The organism is Chryseobacterium sp. OSA05B, assembly GCF_019970065.1.
Taxonomy (GTDB): domain Bacteria; phylum Bacteroidota; class Bacteroidia; order Flavobacteriales; family Weeksellaceae; genus Chryseobacterium.
In genome coordinates, this window is sequence record NZ_JAHXYH010000001.1 from 1,056,084 (window position 1) to 1,072,841 (window position 16,758).

General features: G+C 37.6%; 14 protein-coding genes. 7 read left to right on the forward strand and 7 right to left on the reverse strand.

The features are described from left to right. Positions 1-4: 4 nt before the first annotated feature. A complete protein-coding gene (locus tag LC419_RS04850; protein WP_223606298.1) occupies positions 5-1,765 on the reverse strand; it encodes a tetratricopeptide repeat protein in 1,761 nt (586 codons plus the stop codon). 375 nt (positions 1,766-2,140) lie between these two features. Then, on the reverse strand, positions 2,141-4,420 hold the full coding sequence (gene katG, locus LC419_RS04855) for a catalase/peroxidase HPI (protein WP_223606299.1): 2,280 nt from the start codon (positions 4,418-4,420) through the stop codon (positions 2,141-2,143). 442 nt (positions 4,421-4,862) lie between these two features. Between katG and LC419_RS04860 the strand changes: the two genes are divergently transcribed. The 3 genes from LC419_RS04860 (at position 4,863) to LC419_RS04870 (ending at position 6,322) form a co-directional block, all read left to right on the forward strand. Next, the gene (locus tag LC419_RS04860) at positions 4,863-5,348 is read left to right on the forward strand and encodes a hypothetical protein (RefSeq protein ID WP_223606300.1); all 486 of its coding nucleotides are present in this window, start codon (positions 4,863-4,865) and stop codon (positions 5,346-5,348) included. Positions 5,349-5,435: 87 nt separating this feature from the next. Continuing rightward, positions 5,436-5,897, forward strand: a complete 462-nt coding sequence (locus tag LC419_RS04865) for a heme-binding domain-containing protein (RefSeq protein ID WP_223606301.1) — start codon at positions 5,436-5,438, stop codon at positions 5,895-5,897. Between the two features lie 11 nt (positions 5,898-5,908). Next, complete coding sequence (locus LC419_RS04870; protein ID WP_223606302.1) at positions 5,909-6,322, forward strand: thiol-disulfide oxidoreductase DCC family protein; 414 nt, start codon at positions 5,909-5,911, stop codon at positions 6,320-6,322. 187 nt (positions 6,323-6,509) lie between these two features. On the opposite strand, the gene LC419_RS04875 is transcribed toward LC419_RS04870, so the two are convergent. Beyond that, the gene (locus LC419_RS04875) at positions 6,510-7,943 is read right to left on the reverse strand and encodes an alpha-amylase (protein WP_223606303.1); all 1,434 of its coding nucleotides are present in this window, start codon (positions 7,941-7,943) and stop codon (positions 6,510-6,512) included. 188 nt (positions 7,944-8,131) lie between these two features. Between LC419_RS04875 and LC419_RS04880 the strand changes: the two genes are divergently transcribed. Next, the gene (locus LC419_RS04880) at positions 8,132-8,818 is read left to right on the forward strand and encodes a DUF4290 domain-containing protein (RefSeq protein ID WP_034731364.1); all 687 of its coding nucleotides are present in this window, start codon (positions 8,132-8,134) and stop codon (positions 8,816-8,818) included. Further along, positions 8,818-10,125 carry a UDP-N-acetylglucosamine 1-carboxyvinyltransferase gene (murA, locus tag LC419_RS04885; RefSeq protein WP_090023750.1) on the forward strand — a complete coding sequence of 436 codons (1,308 nt, stop codon included), beginning with the start codon at positions 8,818-8,820 and terminating at the stop codon, positions 10,123-10,125. Before LC419_RS04880 ends, murA begins: the two co-directional genes overlap by 1 nt. A gap of 71 nt (positions 10,126-10,196) precedes the next feature. On the opposite strand, the gene LC419_RS04890 is transcribed toward murA, so the two are convergent. From LC419_RS04890 to LC419_RS04905, 4 genes are all read right to left on the reverse strand, one after another. Next, positions 10,197-12,122, reverse strand: a complete 1,926-nt coding sequence (locus LC419_RS04890) for a DUF2207 domain-containing protein (protein WP_223606304.1) — start codon at positions 12,120-12,122, stop codon at positions 10,197-10,199. Between the two features lie 3 nt (positions 12,123-12,125). Beyond that, positions 12,126-12,674 (reverse strand): LemA family protein, encoded by a 549-nt coding sequence (locus LC419_RS04895; protein WP_223606305.1) that lies wholly within the window; start codon positions 12,672-12,674, stop codon positions 12,126-12,128. A gap of 283 nt (positions 12,675-12,957) precedes the next feature. Continuing rightward, positions 12,958-13,272, reverse strand: a complete 315-nt coding sequence (locus LC419_RS04900; protein ID WP_223606306.1) for an NIL domain-containing protein — start codon at positions 13,270-13,272, stop codon at positions 12,958-12,960. A 471-nt stretch (positions 13,273-13,743) separates the two neighbouring features. Next, a complete protein-coding gene (locus LC419_RS04905) occupies positions 13,744-14,415 on the reverse strand; it encodes a YiiX/YebB-like N1pC/P60 family cysteine hydrolase (protein ID WP_223606307.1) in 672 nt (223 codons plus the stop codon). A 101-nt stretch (positions 14,416-14,516) separates the two neighbouring features. On the opposite strand from LC419_RS04905, the gene LC419_RS04910 reads away from it, so the two are divergent. Together LC419_RS04910 and LC419_RS04915 are read left to right on the forward strand one after the other, a co-directional pair. Then, a complete protein-coding gene (locus tag LC419_RS04910; protein WP_223606308.1) occupies positions 14,517-15,221 on the forward strand; it encodes a response regulator transcription factor in 705 nt (234 codons plus the stop codon). Between the two features lie 10 nt (positions 15,222-15,231). Further along, a complete protein-coding gene (locus tag LC419_RS04915) occupies positions 15,232-16,587 on the forward strand; it encodes an ATP-binding protein (RefSeq protein WP_223606309.1) in 1,356 nt (451 codons plus the stop codon). Positions 16,588-16,758: the final 171 nt, after the last annotated feature.

Below are 16,758 nucleotides of genomic sequence, written 5' to 3' on the forward strand. Positions count from 1 at the left end.
CCATTTAAATACTTTTCAGGTAATTATTTAATATGGATTCTTTTCCGATATTCATTTTAGTTTTTATTTTAGTTTTATACACCCTTGCACTACCTTCCGTAATATTTTCTAATAACGAAATTTCTTTGGAAGAAAAGTCCAGTTTATAATACACACAGAACTTCAGTTCATTATTCGTCAGTGAAGGAAACCTTTCGGAAAGCATCTGAATAAACTGCTTATTTTCCTGAGAGCTCTCATTGATGAGATCATAGTTCTTTTTATCAATTTGGATCAGATTATTAATTTTAAGGAAAAGATCAGTAATTACCTGTTCAGCATCAACATTTTTTAACTTTTTCATCTTTTTTATATTCTCCAGAAAAGTTTTTTCAGTTTCTATTTTCAGATTGAGATTCAAATGCAGAGTGGTAATTTTCTCCTCCTGCCGTTTAAGATCCTGTTCAAGGATCTTTTTATTTTTCATCAGAATAATGTTCTCTTTTGATGCAAGCTCTTTGTCTCTTTTATTAATATTTCGGATAATATATATGGTAACTCCAAAAATAATAAGCACAATACATATCGCCGTAAGTGTCAGCCTATTCTTAAATTTTTGTTCTTCTATTGTGTATCGGTGTTTTTGGTTGATACTCTTAATCGTAAAGTTGTTTAGAACATCTGAAATATAGGTGAGTTTCTGATTAGATTCTTCTTCATGCTTACTATGCAAATTAATTAATTTTCTGCATAAAGTTTTTACCATTCCGGTGTCATTCATCTTTAAGTAATAAGACTGAACCATTTCATTAATAAGAATTTTATCCGATACATTAGGAATTTCAGATTCTACAGACATACCCAATTCCACAATCTCCTTCATTCTATCATTCTGATTGGTTTCATTATACAGATCAAATAATTTTGTAAGATTGGCTACAGTTTCATGATTATTTTTTTTACTTTTTCTATGAACCTCAAATTCCTGAAGAAGAAGCCTTTCTGCTTCGGGAAAGTTTTTTTTCTTAAAGTAATAAAATCCCATGCTTCCTTTTATACTTGTTAAAAAAGCTATTTCCTCCGGCTGCAAATCCTTTACGTTTTCCAAAATCTTTGCAGCTTCAGTGGCTTCTTTTAATGCAAGATCAATGTACCCCATTTTTTCATGACATAATGCAAAATTATTATGCATGGAAGCGATAAAAATCAGATTATGCCTTGTTTTATCAAGAATTTGAAGAGATTTTCTGAAGTAAATTAATGCCTGGGAATAATTTTTATTATTAAACAACAATCTTCCTTTCACATGATACAAGTGGGGCAAGTAGTATTTTTTACCCGACCTTTCATCAAGCTTAATTGCATCGTTAAGAAACTGCATCGCAAGTTTAGGTGATTTATGTTCAAACTGATGAGCCAGATTAAAATTACATGCAATTGTAATATAATCGTATTCGTTATTATTCAACATCAACAGTTCATACACTATTGGAATCTGTTTGATAGCAATTTCATCATTTGGGTTTTCAGAGCTACCTTTATAAGAGTAAAACAATTCAATATATCTACTGCCTATCTGATATTTACGATCCCCTGTATCTTTATATTTTTCCAACTCTCTGTCATGTAAGGCTTTAATCTTTTCAGGATTATTAGCAACATTAGAAACCTCTTCATTAATATTATAAAAATAATTATTGGCCTCATCTTTTTCAGACGAGCTACACGAAACAATAATCACAGAAAAGACTAAAACAATTAAAACTTTAATAATTTTATTTTTCATCATTCATTTTTTCAACATTATCCTTAGCTATACAATAAAAATATACAATAATAAATATCGTAGAATCAACATATTCGCATCCTGTATATTAAAATTATAATGTCTATTTCAAAAATAGAGCCGAAATAGAAAGATTCTTATGCATACCCTATATTTTTTCAAACACCATCATTAAATCATCAAAACAATTAATCATCAATAGATTAGAAATATTATATCCTGTTTATTCCATACTTTAATGGAAATATCCTATCATGATAAAAGATTCCTAAAATAAATAGTATAATTAGTTGATGTATACAGTAATATCTTAAACAAAGTTCCCCCGGCAGAATGGCCGGGGGAACTCACTTTATCAGTTATTTCCTAATCTCTTTATTTCAGATCAAAGCGGTCTAAATTCATTATTTTAGTCCATGCTTTGATAAAATCTTTTACAAATTTTTCCTGTGCATCACTGCTTGCATACACTTCAGCAATTGCTCTCAGTTCAGAATTCGAACCGAAAACAAGGTCTGCACGGGTAGCAGTCCATTTCGGTTGTCCTGTTGAACGATCAGTTCCCATATACAGTTCATTATCATCCGAAATTGATTTCCATTGCGTACCCATATCCAGAAGATTCACAAAGAAATCATTCGTAAGCAACCCGGGACGGCTGGTGAATACTCCATTTTTGGATCCGTCAAAATTCGCATCTAAGGCACGCATTCCACCAATTAGTACAGTCAGTTCAGGAGAGGTAAGGGTTAAAAGCTGTGCTTTATCAATCAATAACGATTCTGTAGACACGCTGAATTTTCTTTTCTGATAATTCCGGAATCCATCCGCTGCAGGTTCCATATAATTCATAGATTCTACATCGGTCTGCTCCTGTGAAGCATCCATTCTTCCGGGCGTAAATGCTACTTTAATATTATGTCCTGCATCTTTCGCCGCTTTTTCCACTGCAGCAGTTCCTGCCAAAACAATGATATCAGCGATTGATATTCTCTTTCCTCCGGCTTGAGAATCATTAAATTCTTTCTGAATTCTTTCCAATCCATCCAAAACCTTCTGAAGCTGAGAAGGATTGTTGACAGCCCAGTCTTTTTGAGGAGCCAGTCTGATTCTTGCTCCGTTCGCACCACCACGTTTGTCACTTCCTCTAAACGTAGAAGCAGAAGCCCACGCCGTAGATACCAATTCCGAAACAGTCAGTCCTGAATTTAATATTTTATCCTTTAATGTATCAATATCCGTGTCATTCACCAATTCATGATTCACTTCAGGAATAGGATCCTGCCAGATCAGTTCTTCCTGTGGAACATCCGGTCCTAAATATCTTGCTTTAGGGCCCATATCCCTGTGGGTAAGTTTAAACCAGGCTCTTGAGAAAGCATCAGCAAATGCATCCAGGTTTTCGTAGAAATGTCTTGATATTTTTTCATACTCCGGATCCAGTCTTAATGAAAGGTCCGTGGTAAGCATGGTCGGTCTGTGCTTTTTATTGGGATCAAATGCATCAGGGATAATCTCTGCACCATTTTTAGCAACCCACTGATGAGCTCCTGCAGGGCTTTTGGTCAACTCCCATTCGTTTTCAAATAGGTTTTTAAAGAAATAATTGCTCCATTCGGTTGGTGTTTCAGTCCAGGTTACTTCAAGACCACTGGAGATGGCATCTGTTCCTTTTCCTGATTTATAATTGCTGCTCCATCCTAATCCCTGAAGTTCAATTCCTGCAGCTTCCGGTTCTTTTCCTACATTATCGGCAGGTCCGGCACCATGTGTTTTTCCGAATGTATGTCCACCGGCAATCAAGGCTACTGTTTCCTCATCGTTCATCGCCATACGTCCGAAAGTATCTCTGATATCTTTAGCCGCTGCAATAGGATCCGGATTTCCGTCCGGGCCTTCAGGATTTACATAAATAAGTCCCATCTGTACGGCAGCAAGCGGTTTTTCCAGGTTTCTGGAGTGAATATCACCGTCTGCATCATCATCGGTAGGAAGGACACCATGTTGCTCTACTACTCCTTCTGATCCGTGAGCATAACGTAAGTCGCCGCCCAACCATGTTTTTTCCGAACCCCAGTAAATATCCATATCCGGTTCCCATACATCTTCACGCCCGCCCGCAAAACCGAATGTTTTAAAGCCCATTGATTCAAGAGCAATATTTCCGGTAAGGATCAAAAGGTCTGCCCATGAAATTTTCTTTCCATATTTCTTTTTGATAGGCCATAATAATCTTCTGGCTTTATCTAAACTCACATTGTCCGGCCAGCTGTTCAAAGGCGCAAAACGCTGCTGTCCGGCTCCGGCGCCTCCTCTTCCGTCTCCAACACGGTAAGTTCCTGCACTGTGCCATGCCATACGGATAAACAGTGGACCATAATGCCCAAAATCGGCAGGCCACCAGTCCTGAGAATCTGTCATTAAAGCATGAAGATCTCTTTTTACTGCCTCAAGGTCCAGGCTTTTAAATTCCTCAGCATAATCAAAGTCTTTATCCATAGGATCTGAAAGTGATGAGTGCTGACGCAGAATATCTACTCTCAGCTGCTCAGGCCACCAGTCAAGATTTTTGGTTCCTCCACCGGCTACGGCTTCTTTTTTCATTGTTCCGTTATGAAACGGACATTTACTGATGTCATTTAAATCATTTTCCATTGTCGTTTAATATTTTTTATGTTGATTAATACAGTTTATTCTTAAAGACATGACAAATCTACAAAGCTTAATTTATAAATACAATCTATTAATTCTAATTTAAACAATAGTTAAAAACTATAATAAATTCAATTTTACAAATTCTCTGACTCCATGGTAGCAAAAGAGATAATAGTGCAATTAAGTTAATAAAATTCAAGAACATCTGTATAAAAGCAAAAGCAAACAGGCATATTTAGAATGATTCAAATGAAACTGATCCTGGTTCACAGCTATTATCGTCAACAATCACTAAATTTGAGCGTTAAACATTTTTGAAAGCAGAAATATATGATCTAAAACTGTACAAAACAGTGAATTTTTCAGAAGAATTTGAGAATGTAATAGCTGCTCAGCGAGCATACACCAATTGACCCCATTCATTGATTTTAACAACTACATTATGGCAACAGAAAATATGAATTATAAGGATAAAGGATTCCTAACATCTGATATATTTATGCAGCTGGCATTCCATTACATTAATGAAGAATTAAAAAAAGCTGACTATATCTTTACAAAGAAAGAAGAGCTTCAGGAATATCACAGGATGGTAATCAATGGTGAGATGGGAGGTTGGTTTGCTTTTCTTTGGGATTCCTATATATCAGACTCTTCGGAAGAACAGACCATGATTCAAATTCTTCAAAATGTAAAAAATAGTATTCAAAATAAAGGAAGTTATATTTCAACGGCAGAACTGCAGTCAATTCCTACTAAAGATGGAGATTTTAAAATATTCTACAACAAACCTTTTCCTACAGAAGATCTCAACAAAATAATAGGTGCCCTTATAAAAATGTTAGAAGGAACCTGGGATTTAACTAATTATGATATGTACATTAATTACTATTATTCGCGAGTTATCGTAATACCACACTCATCATAGAAACAGCAAAAGTTACAGGATAGAAGAATATAAAGATGGAATCTTATCTAAAATTTCTTATTTTTATACTATAAACAAGAATTCGATATGAAAAAAATAGTGGTTATCCTTCTCGTAGCATTTATCATCATACAGTTTTTTCCCATCGATAAAACCAATCCGCCGCCTACTCCGGGAATGGATTTCCTCAAGATTAAAAACACGCCGGAACCTATTGCAAAGATCATCAGCACCTCCTGTTACGACTGTCATTCCAACGAAACCCAATATCCGTGGTACGCAAGTATTTCACCGGCCTCATGGTTCGTTAAAAATCATATAGATGAAGGCAGAAAGCATCTTAATTTCTCTACCTTTGCCATGTATGAACCCAAACAACAGGCTCATAAACTGGAAGAATGTATAGAAATGGTCGGGAAAGAAGAAATGCCACTGGAATCTTATTATGTAGGACACCAGGATGCCAAATTGACTCCCGAACAGCGTAAAGAACTCGTGAAATATTTCAAAAAAGTAAAAGAAGACACCGAAAGGAAAATGTTATTCTAAATATCAACATCATGCAGGAGAACTGGGAAGATCAGCATATTGTGTTTTTTGACGGCGAATGTGGCGTCTGTAATTTTTGGGTGCAATGGGTTCTCGAACGGGACAAGCATGACCGGTTTATGTTTGCATCGTTACAATCTGATTTCGGACAGAAATTTCTGACTGAAAGAGGTCTGGAAACAAAAGTGTTCAACACACTGTATCTCTGGAAGCCCGGACAGTATTACTATACGAAATCACGTGCAGTTTTACAGATCGCAAATGTTTTGGGTGGAGTTTATAAGCTGTCGGCTGTTGGAAAACTTGTCCCAGCATTTTTAAGTGATCAGGTGTATGATCTTGTTTCGAGAAACAGGATGAAGCTGGCGAATCAGAAATGTTTTCTTCCGGACCGGGAGCAAAAGAAGAAATTTATTGAGGTTTGAGGTTTTTAAATTTAACCACGGATTTCACAGATGATTGCGGCTGCGATGTATTATGATTTTGGCTAAAGGCAATTGATTTTTCTTAAAACGACAAACGAGCTAAAGCCCGTTCCTATTGAATATTTCTATCATACATAAAAAAGCAAGGATAAGTTACCCTTGCTTTTTGTTTACATCGTTAAAAATTTTATTGGTTCAGTGACCATATTGAATAACTTTTTGGTGGACACTGGATTTTCACCCACTTGTCGCCCTGTGTCGTCGGATACCAGCTTGAATGACCAGTGAAGTCTTTCATTTGCTGGCTGCTCCAATTGGTTTCCACCCATCTTTCCTGCCAGCTTGTCGAATTATTGATATAGACTACAAGTCCGGGATTTCCGTTGTAGCCATTACGTCTTGCGATATATTCGTCATTATCGGTGTAGAGGATTGAGGTGGTTCCGGTGGCTTTGTTGTTGTGGATCCAGATCAGGTTGTTCAGTCTTTCTTTATTCAGCCATTCTTCATAATCGCGGTAAAAAATGGTCGGATACCCTTCATGGGTAAGAATGTAGGCATAGGCCGGCATTTTGTTATTGATGATATCGGTATCATGATTGGCTACGAAAGTCACGGCTTTGTAAGGATTTCTTTTCCACATCATATCATCATTCAGGACATTTAAATTTCCGTTGTCGAAAGCATCGTCCATCTTATAGTAGGCTGCAAAATCGAAAACGGAGCTGTTGGCATTATTGGCCCACCATTCTAAGGTATTCACATTGGAATCCCACAATTCACCCACGGAAAATCCGCCCACATTGCTATTCCAGTTATTGACGACCCAAGGTCCGAAACCTTTCACATAATCGAATCTCCAACCGTCAAATTTCATCACATTTTTATAGTATTTTCCCACAGAATCATCTCTTCCCCAAAGCCAGTCCTGTACATAAGGATTCGCATGACACAGATCCGGGAATCCTCCGAAAGCGCCTTCATCATTATTCCCATAAGAATTTTTATAGAAGTCATTATAACTTCTCGGGAATTTCCCTGAAGCTATTCCTGAGAAATCAGTCCATGTATTGGTTCCCGTAAAAGGATTGGCCTGAGACTGCCCGCCACTGTTGTGATTGATGACAATATCTGCGTAAACCTGCATATTTTCGGCGTGAGCTTTTGTAATTAAAGCTTCCAGCTCTGTCCGGGACCCAAAACGGGTTTCTGTGCTTCCGTTCTGGTTAAAATTTCCGAAATCATAATAGTCGGTGGGGTCGTATCCCATTGAATAGGCTCCGTTCTGAGCTTTTGACGCGGGAGGAAGCCATACTGCCCCGATTCCTGAATCTGACCAGGAGGTCAGTTTGTCCTTTACAACATTCCACCAGGTACCACCTTCCGGAACATCCCAGTAAAACCCCTGCATAAGCACTCCGCCTCCGGGACCGGATACAAACTTTCCGGCTACAGATCCGCTTCCGGTACTGAAGGGACGGCCGTCATGCGTAGTAACATTGACAGTCTTTGTATGGGACTCTGATTTCCTGGGATTGTCATTGTCGGTTTCATCATTATTCCGGCAGGCACTAAAAACTGTTAAAACCAGCATCGAAACGAGAAAATGTGTTTTTTTCATACTCTTATTTTAATTATTAACCTATTAACTAAATTACAATTTTATTAAAATAAATTCTACAAAACGGGAAATATTTTCATTTTCACCGAAAGATCTTCAGAAAAGACTGCATAAATATTTCATTAAAAAATCATAAACTTTTAATATTTTCAAAACAATTTTTCTTTTAATCCATATATTTGCATATTATGGAATATAACACCCAAAGAACTCAGCTTCACATGCCGGAATACGGCAGAATCATACAGCAGCTGGTTGAACGCTGCAAAGAGCTCCCTACCAAAGAGGAAAGGAGTGAAATGGCTATGGCCATTATCGATTTTATGGGTCAGAGAAACCCTCAACTCCGTGACGAAGAAAATTATAAACATAAACTTTGGGATCATCTTTTCATTTTAGCAGAATATGATCTTGACGTAGACTCCCCATATCCTTTCCCTACCAGAGAACAGCTTGCAGAAAAACCTAAAAGAATGGAATACCCTAAACTTCAGGGTGATTTTAAATTTTACGGAAAAAGTATCCTTCAACTGATCGATAAAGCTATCGAACTGGAGCCAGGCGACGAAAAAGAAGCCCTGATCGAAGTGATTGCCAACAATATGAAGAAGTCTTACAATGTCTATAACAAGGAACATGTGACGGATGACGTGATTTTCCGTCACCTGAAAGAGCTGTCTGAAAACAGGCTGGACCTTACGGGAATAGAATCTCTCGAAAAGAGCAAGATCTATTACACCAGCAACAACAATAGCCGAAATAACAACAGCAACAACGGCAGAAACAATAACACACGAAACAACAGCAACACGAGTAACAACAAAGACCAGACTAATAAGAGAAGGCATAACAACAACCATAAAAACAGAAAGTAATGAGTGGAACATTTCAGATAAGAGGAGGAAAAAGGCTGCATGGGGAAATCACTCCACAAGGGGCTAAAAATGAAGCTTTACAAATTTTATGCGCTGTCCTGTTAACAGATGAGGAGGTAAGAATTAAAAATATTCCGGATATCCATGATGTAAACAGACTGATTGAAATTTTGGGTGACTTTGGCGTAAAAGTAACCAAGAACGGCCAGGGCGATTTCACGTTCAAAGCCGATAAGGTCAATTTCGATTATATAAAATCAGACGAATTTAAAAAAGACGGTGCTAAACTGAGAGGTTCCATTATGCTGATGGGTCCGATGCTTGCCCGTTATGGTGAAGCTTATATGCCAACTCCGGGTGGTGATAAGATCGGAAGAAGAAGACTGGATACGCATTTCCAGGGACTTGTTGAACTGGGTGCTGAATTCAATTATGATGAAGAAGAATATTTCTATTCATTAAAAGCTAAAGAATTGAGAGGGAAATTTATCCTTCTTGAAGAGGCTTCTGTAACGGGAACAGCGAATATCGTAATGGCTGCTGCCCTTGCCAAAGGAAAAACAAGAATTTACAACGCTGCCTGCGAACCTTACCTTCAGCAATTATGCAAAATGCTGAACAGAATGGGCGCGAATATTTCTGGAATCGGATCTAATCTGGTTACCATTGAAGGGGTAGAACATCTTCGCGGTACGGAACACACGATGCTTCCGGATATGGTAGAGATCGGATCATGGATAGGTCTTGCCGCCATGACAAAATCTGAAATCACCATCAAAAATGTAAACTGGAGCCAGCTTGGCGTTATCCCGAATACATTCAGAAAATTAGGAATCCAGCTTGAACAGAGTAATGATGATATCTTCATTCCTGCTCAGGAAAATTATAAAATCCAGAAATTTATCGACGGATCTATCCTTACTATTTCAGATGCTCCATGGCCGGGATTCACACCCGATCTGTTGTCTATTATTTTAGTGGTGGCTACTCAGGCGAAAGGAAGTCTTTTGGTTCACCAGAAAATGTTTGAATCTAGATTATTCTTTGTGGATAAACTGATCGACATGGGTGCCCAGATTATTTTATGTGATCCGCACAGAGCTACCGTAATCGGACTGAACCAGGAAGCTCCTTTAAGAGGAACTACGATGGTTTCTCCGGATATCAGAGCCGGAAACGCACTTCTTATCGCAGCACTTTCTGCAGAAGGAAAATCTATCATTCACAATATTGAGCAAATCGACAGAGGTTACGAAAATATTGACGGAAGACTGAAAGCGATTGGTGCTGATATTGAAAGAATTTAAGAATACATTTATTCCCATAAAAAAAAAGCGTTCAAAGTAATTTTTGAACGCTTTTTTTTTCAAGACTGTGGCTACCAGCCACCGCCTCCACCACCTCCGCCTCCACCGCCGGAGAATCCACCGCCACCGGATCCGCTACTGGAACTGGATGGTTTGGTAGATGCAGACTGTATGGACTGCGTAAGACTTGAGTTTAACGTATTCCCGAAAGCATAATGATTCATTACGCCTCCGTAATACCAGCTATTGTTATATTCAGCTGATGTTCTTTTCAAGAGGTCATCAAATTTCTGTCCCCAGATCTGGTCCACGCCCATCACCATGGCAAAAGGAAGGAGAGTTTCAAAAACCTGCGGGGTCATCTGCGGAGGATTATGAAATTTTATCTGCTCATTTTCTGCTGCTCCCATATACATTTTGAAACCGTCTATCAGAGATTTTTTTCTCAACTTTTCTTTCGATGGCTGTTGTATTAAATATTGATATAACACCATCACCGAAAATCCAAGGGCAAGAAAAATATAGCAGACACTAAAATTGACACTTTCGGCATCTGTCCCTTCCTGAGAAATGATTCCTCCAATTCCTAAAGCAATACTTAGGGGAATGGGAACCAGAAACAGAAGCTTCCATGATAATTTCTTTGCTAAAAATGCAATTAAAACAAATGCAATAAAAAGAATAATATATAAAATAACTCCGGCAAATATTCTTTCAGCTTCAGGCAATATCTTATAGCTTATCAATAAACCTAGACCATAGACCATAGTGATAACCAACCACGGCAACACCAGTTTTTTGGTGTTATTTCCTTCATTTAAAAAGTCTTCGTACTGAAATTTGAGTGTTTCTTTGAAATTAAGAACTGCTTTTTCAATTTTTGAATCATATTTTCCATCAAATTTAATGGAATCTTCATACTGCGAAAAGAAGCTGTTCATCAGATTAATCTCTTCTTTTGAAAGGGATTCATCGGCTGCTTTCAGTTTTTGCAGTGTAAAAGTTTTGGTATTGAAAAATCCCAGCAAACCGGAATCTTCACCTTCAATGATCTTTACATAGCCTTTAACAGCAAGATTGACAACAGCAGCTGTCAAGTATTTATTTTTGAAGCTTTCAGAATTGATATACCCCATAGAAGCCGGAGAAAGGTTTTCCGGAACATTAAATTGCGGATAAACCGTCGGGGATTCGGGATCTATCCCATATTTTCTCCATGTTGAATAAAGATACAGCATCAGCCCAAAGAATATCATAGATGCCCCAATCAGAATTCCATACTTTTCAAGGAAAGTAGGTGGTGGTGGTGGTACCATAATTCCTTTTTTAAAACCTACTGCTATGGTAAGACCTTCATTGGCTTTAAGCCCAGATGCGTTCCATTCTATGGACTGATCTGACAGTACTCTGACGGTACAGTTCTGGCTATTACTGCCATATTCTCCGGTGTAACAGGAATTCTGGATAATTCCGGCACCTTCCGGAAGCGTTACTTTTGCTGAAATAGAATCTACATCGAAATCCCAGTAAGCACCATTGACATTCCAGTAGAATTCATCATACTTCGGAAAAAATCCGATCTGGTTTTCTGTTTTGTATTTTATCTCGTAGTCGTAAGTTCCGGGATCAAGAATGATATCTTTGTTTCCTGCGTATATTTTCAAATATCCGTCTCCTGTTTCCTCATGGTAGTTTTCATCAATGCCGTTTTTTTTCACAGAAACAATATCGTATTGTACTCTCTGCGTTTTATTATTCAGGTTTCTGGATAAAGGAAGAGCCCGGAAAATTCCTCTTTTGATATTATTTCCGAGGCTGTATACTTTAATGTTTTCTGTAACGGTTATTCCTGAATTTTTATCAACCTCAATATCAGAGTGGAAAGAAATAATCTTTTCCGGCCCGATAATAGACAGCTGATCTGCCCGCGCCAATTCATTCTGAGCAAAGGCAATGAAAAAGAACTGAAGAAAGAAAAGCTGTAACCACTTTTTCATTTCCTAGAATTTTACAGTTGGTACTTCTCTTTCTGCAATATTGTCCAGTTCGAAGAACGGAGATTTTTCAAATTTGTACATATTCGCGATGATATTGCTTGGGAAAGATTCCACCAGTGTATTGTTCTCACGGACAGTTCCGTTGTAATATCTTCTTGATTTTTCCACATCATTTTCTATGGAAGTAAGTTCGCTCTGTAATTGCTGAAAGTTCGTGTTAGCCTTCAGATCAGGATATTGTTCAGCTACCGCAAATAAATTCATCATCGCCTGGTTCAGATTTTTCTCTGCCGCCTCTTTGGCCTGAACGGAATCAGCACCTACGGCCTGAGTTCTTGCTCTGATCACGCTGTCAAGAGTTTCACGCTCATGAGTAGCATAGCCTTTTACCGTTTCCACAAGATTGGGAATAAGGTCATGACGTTTTTTAAGCATTACATCAATACTGCTCCATGCCTCCTGAACCAGATTTCTCAGTTTAACAAGGCGGTTGTAGATGGATACTCCATATAAAACGAATGCTACGATTAAAACAATAATAACTATGGTCATAATTTTTTATTTTGTATGCTTTAAAAGTACAGTTTTTTTGAATCGGAAATGGAAGTTTAAAAATACGACAGGTTTATTTTAATGAAATTTATTCCAAACCATTAAAAATATTGAAAGAATAAAGAGAAGTTCAGTATTTTTTTAGAATATTATTTTGCTCTGATATCAAAGATTCGATATCATCAAACAGGCTGGAACCAATCAATCAGCAGCCATCATTTTTCACAAAAAAAGTACCCGGAAAACCGGATACTTTCTGTAATTAAAACTATATGAATCTCCCCTAAAAATACTTACGGCAGTGGTATTCCACCATGGTATTTAAAAGTTTATTTTTATTCAGATAAAACTCCAGCTTCTGGTAGTCTTCTGAATTAACATTAATATATAACTGTACTGAACCAAAACTGTTTCCATTCACATACTCTACATTGGCAGACAACACCCTGTGGCATATCCCAAACTGATTATAAATGGTATTCATCAAATGCTCAAATTTCATTTTGCCATTCAATTCTATTTCCAGTATCAGTTCTTTTTTAGGCAGTCCAATCTTATTATTGGGTATTATCTGCAGCGTAGGATTAGGTGTAATCATCACTAAACAATTTTTTGGTTAAACATTTTCTAGATCATGGTTGCTTTCTTGCGTTAAATCTTTGACAAAAATATAAAAAATTATTAGTCCACCAAATTAGTAGACTAATAATTTTAAATTTTAACATCTTTATTTTTCAATCCGGGAAATAAGGAGAATATATACTGAACAATCTTTGTACTTAATAGTCTCTCACAGATTGAACTGATTGTGCAGATTTTTTAAAACAAAAATATTTCCCACGGATGACACTAATGACACAGATTTTCTTTTAATCATCATACATCAGCAAGTCCGCTTCATCGAATTAACGGAGTTAATTCCCTTTTTGCCACCTTAAAGTCTTCATGATTATCATAGAGCTTTGCGTTTTAAATATTACCCACAGATTCAAGCACATCTTTAAATACAAAAAAACACCCTTAAAGATCATCCAATTCTTTAAGGGTGCTAGTATTTATGAGATTTTATTTACAGCTCTCCTACTCTTTCCAGTTTATCGGAAGCCGCCAATCCATTAGGGTTGCATCCTGGTTTTCCTTCCGGAACTTCTAAGTTTTTCTTCTTGTAAAATTCAGTCCAGAATTCATTGATCTTTCCGGTTTTTGGATCGATGAATGTCATGGGCTCCAATTTGAAGATATTATTTTCACGGAACGCCCTCTCAATATAATCTGAGCAGTAGTAAGAATTTTCGTCTAAAATATAATTGAAGTTATAGGGTTTCCCAAGCATGGTTTCTGCTTTTTTAAGCGCTGCCGGGACAGATTTCTGATATTCAGACTTCAACCGGTAGATCACTACTTTCTGTCCGTCATCAGACTGATCTTTAAGGAAAGAAGCAAGTTCCTGTTTTTGGGAACCTCCTTTTGGTGCGGCATGAAGCACATACCAACGATTATTTTCCTTTTCTGCAATTCCGATATGATCAAAGGATGCTTCTTTTTGTTTTTGAGTGACATTATTGATTGCTCCCGAAAGTCCGGTTTCTTTTGCCGTCACAAAAAGCAGGTCTCCGTTTTTTAAAGGTCCGGTTTTGGGATGTGGCGCACATTGCTGCAACAAAACCGTTACAGCAAAGAAAAGAACATAGGTGAATATCTGTACCGTTTTCTTCAACGGGTCTTTATTAAATTTAATCATCGGATATTATCATTAAGTGGTCAAATTTACAAATTGCATTCATAACAGGTATGTGAAAATACTTAATTACCTTTGCAGGACAGCAATAAAACCAGATTTCTATGCCCCATATCCTACTCGTTGAAGATGACAAAAGACTTTCGCAGCTGATTGTGAGAGGACTGATGGAACATGATATGGAAGTCAATACCGCTGCTGACGGTGAAACAGCCTTAAAGCTTACTGAATTGCTGAACTTTGACCTCATCATTACAGATATTATTCTTCCAATGAAAAACGGTCTGGAATTTTGCAAAGAAATCAAAGCTCTTAAACCTGAAATCCCTGTTATTATGCTTACCGCGTTAGGAACTACGGATGACAAACTGGAAGGTTTTGATTCGGGCGCAGATGATTATCTGACCAAACCTTTTGAAATGCGGGAGCTTTTGGCCAGAGTCAAGGTTCTGCTTAAAAGATATTCCACTTACCGTCCGGAAACCTCAACATTACTGCAATATGAAGATATTGTGATGGATCTGAAGCTGAAAACCGTTACCCGTTCCGGAAATCTGATCAAATTGACACCCAAAGAATTCAATCTGATGAAATTTCTGCTTGAAAATCCTGAGAGGGTGCTTTCCCGTCATGAGATTGCAGAGAATGTTTGGGATACTCATTTTGATACTGGGACGAATTTCATTGATGTTTACATTAATTATATCAGAAAAAAAATAGACCGCAGCTTTGAAACCAAGCTTATCCATACCAGGGCGGGCATGGGATTTATTTTAAAGAAAGGCTACGAAGACAGTTCCAATACTTAAAAACTTCGGAATGAAAGTTAGAACCAGGCTTACTTTACTGTTTACATTAGTGACTGCAATGCTCATCAGTTTTTATGGGGTTGCCATTTACTATTCGTCAAAGGAAGCCAGGGAAACTTCGTTTTATACAGAACTTAAAAGTGAAGCTGTAGCCAAAGCCAACCTCTTTTTCCAGGGTGCTTTGAGTGAAAAGGAAATGCACCAGCTGTACAAAAATAATACCCAGACTTTAAGCGAAGTGCAGGTAGCTATTTATGATTCCGGGTTCAATCTTGTGTATCATGATGATTCGAAAGTGGATTATGTGAAGGAAAATACCGAAATGCTTTCCAAAATTTTCAAAAGTAAGCAGCTTTTCTTTTTTCTGGATGATTTTCAGGTGGCAGGAATCGTTTATTCGCATAATGGGAAACAGTATGCCATCACTGCGGCGGCTTATGATCAGTACGGTTATAATTCGATTAATCATTTATTAACCATCAGTATTATTTCATTCATCATTATTCTCGTGCTTATTTATCTTGCGGGTCTTTTTCTTTCGAAAAAAGCACTCAGTCCGGCGGTGAAAATGGTGGAACAGATCAAAAGGATCAATGCTGGAAAACTACAGTTGAGACTGAATGAATCTGAAGAGAAAGGGGAATTTTACGAACTTGAAAATAGTTTTAATCAAATGCTGGAAAGGCTGGATCATTCCTTCAGTACCCAAAAACATTTTGTATCCAATATTTCCCACGAACTGAATACTCCGCTTGCTGCTATGACTGCCGAACTGGAACTGGCCCTACAGAAAAATTACACGCAGGAAGAATATCAGGAAATCATTCTGAATGCATTAACGGATGTAAAAAACATGAGCAGACTTTCGGGAAGCTTAATGGATCTTGCCAAAGCCAGCTATGATCCTGCAGAAATAAGTTTTTCTGAGATCAGAATTGATGAAATCCTGATGGATTCTTATACGAAGATCAGAAAAGAAAATCCGCAGTATACCATCCATCTGAATATTGATCCCGAGATAGACGAGCAAAAACTGATTCACAGAGGAAACCCTTATCTTCTTCTGGTGGCCTTCAACAATCTTATCGATAATGCCTGTAAATATGCTTCAGATGACACCTGCCTCATTGACGTCACATTGGTCTCCGATCATCTTTCCATTAAATTTATAAATAACGGGAAGCCCATTTCTGAAAAAGATCAGCAGAATATTTTCAAACCTTTCTACAGGGCAGAAAATTCTTTTGATAAAAAAGGATATGGCATAGGCCTCTACCTTACCCAAAAGATCATCGATCTTCATCATGCCCGAATTAAGGTCTCTTCGGGGGAAAATACGACTACTTTTCAGATCCTGTTTACATGAATGAATTGATTTGAGACATCAGATGCCAGATATCAGATATCAGATTTCAGACAGAATCGTGGTAAACTAGAAATTTATATTTATTTTAATCGTTAATAAAGTTTCGAGATACACGTTTCGGGTTTTGAGGTTTGAACCGGCAACTTGTCAACTCGCAACCAGCAACTAAAT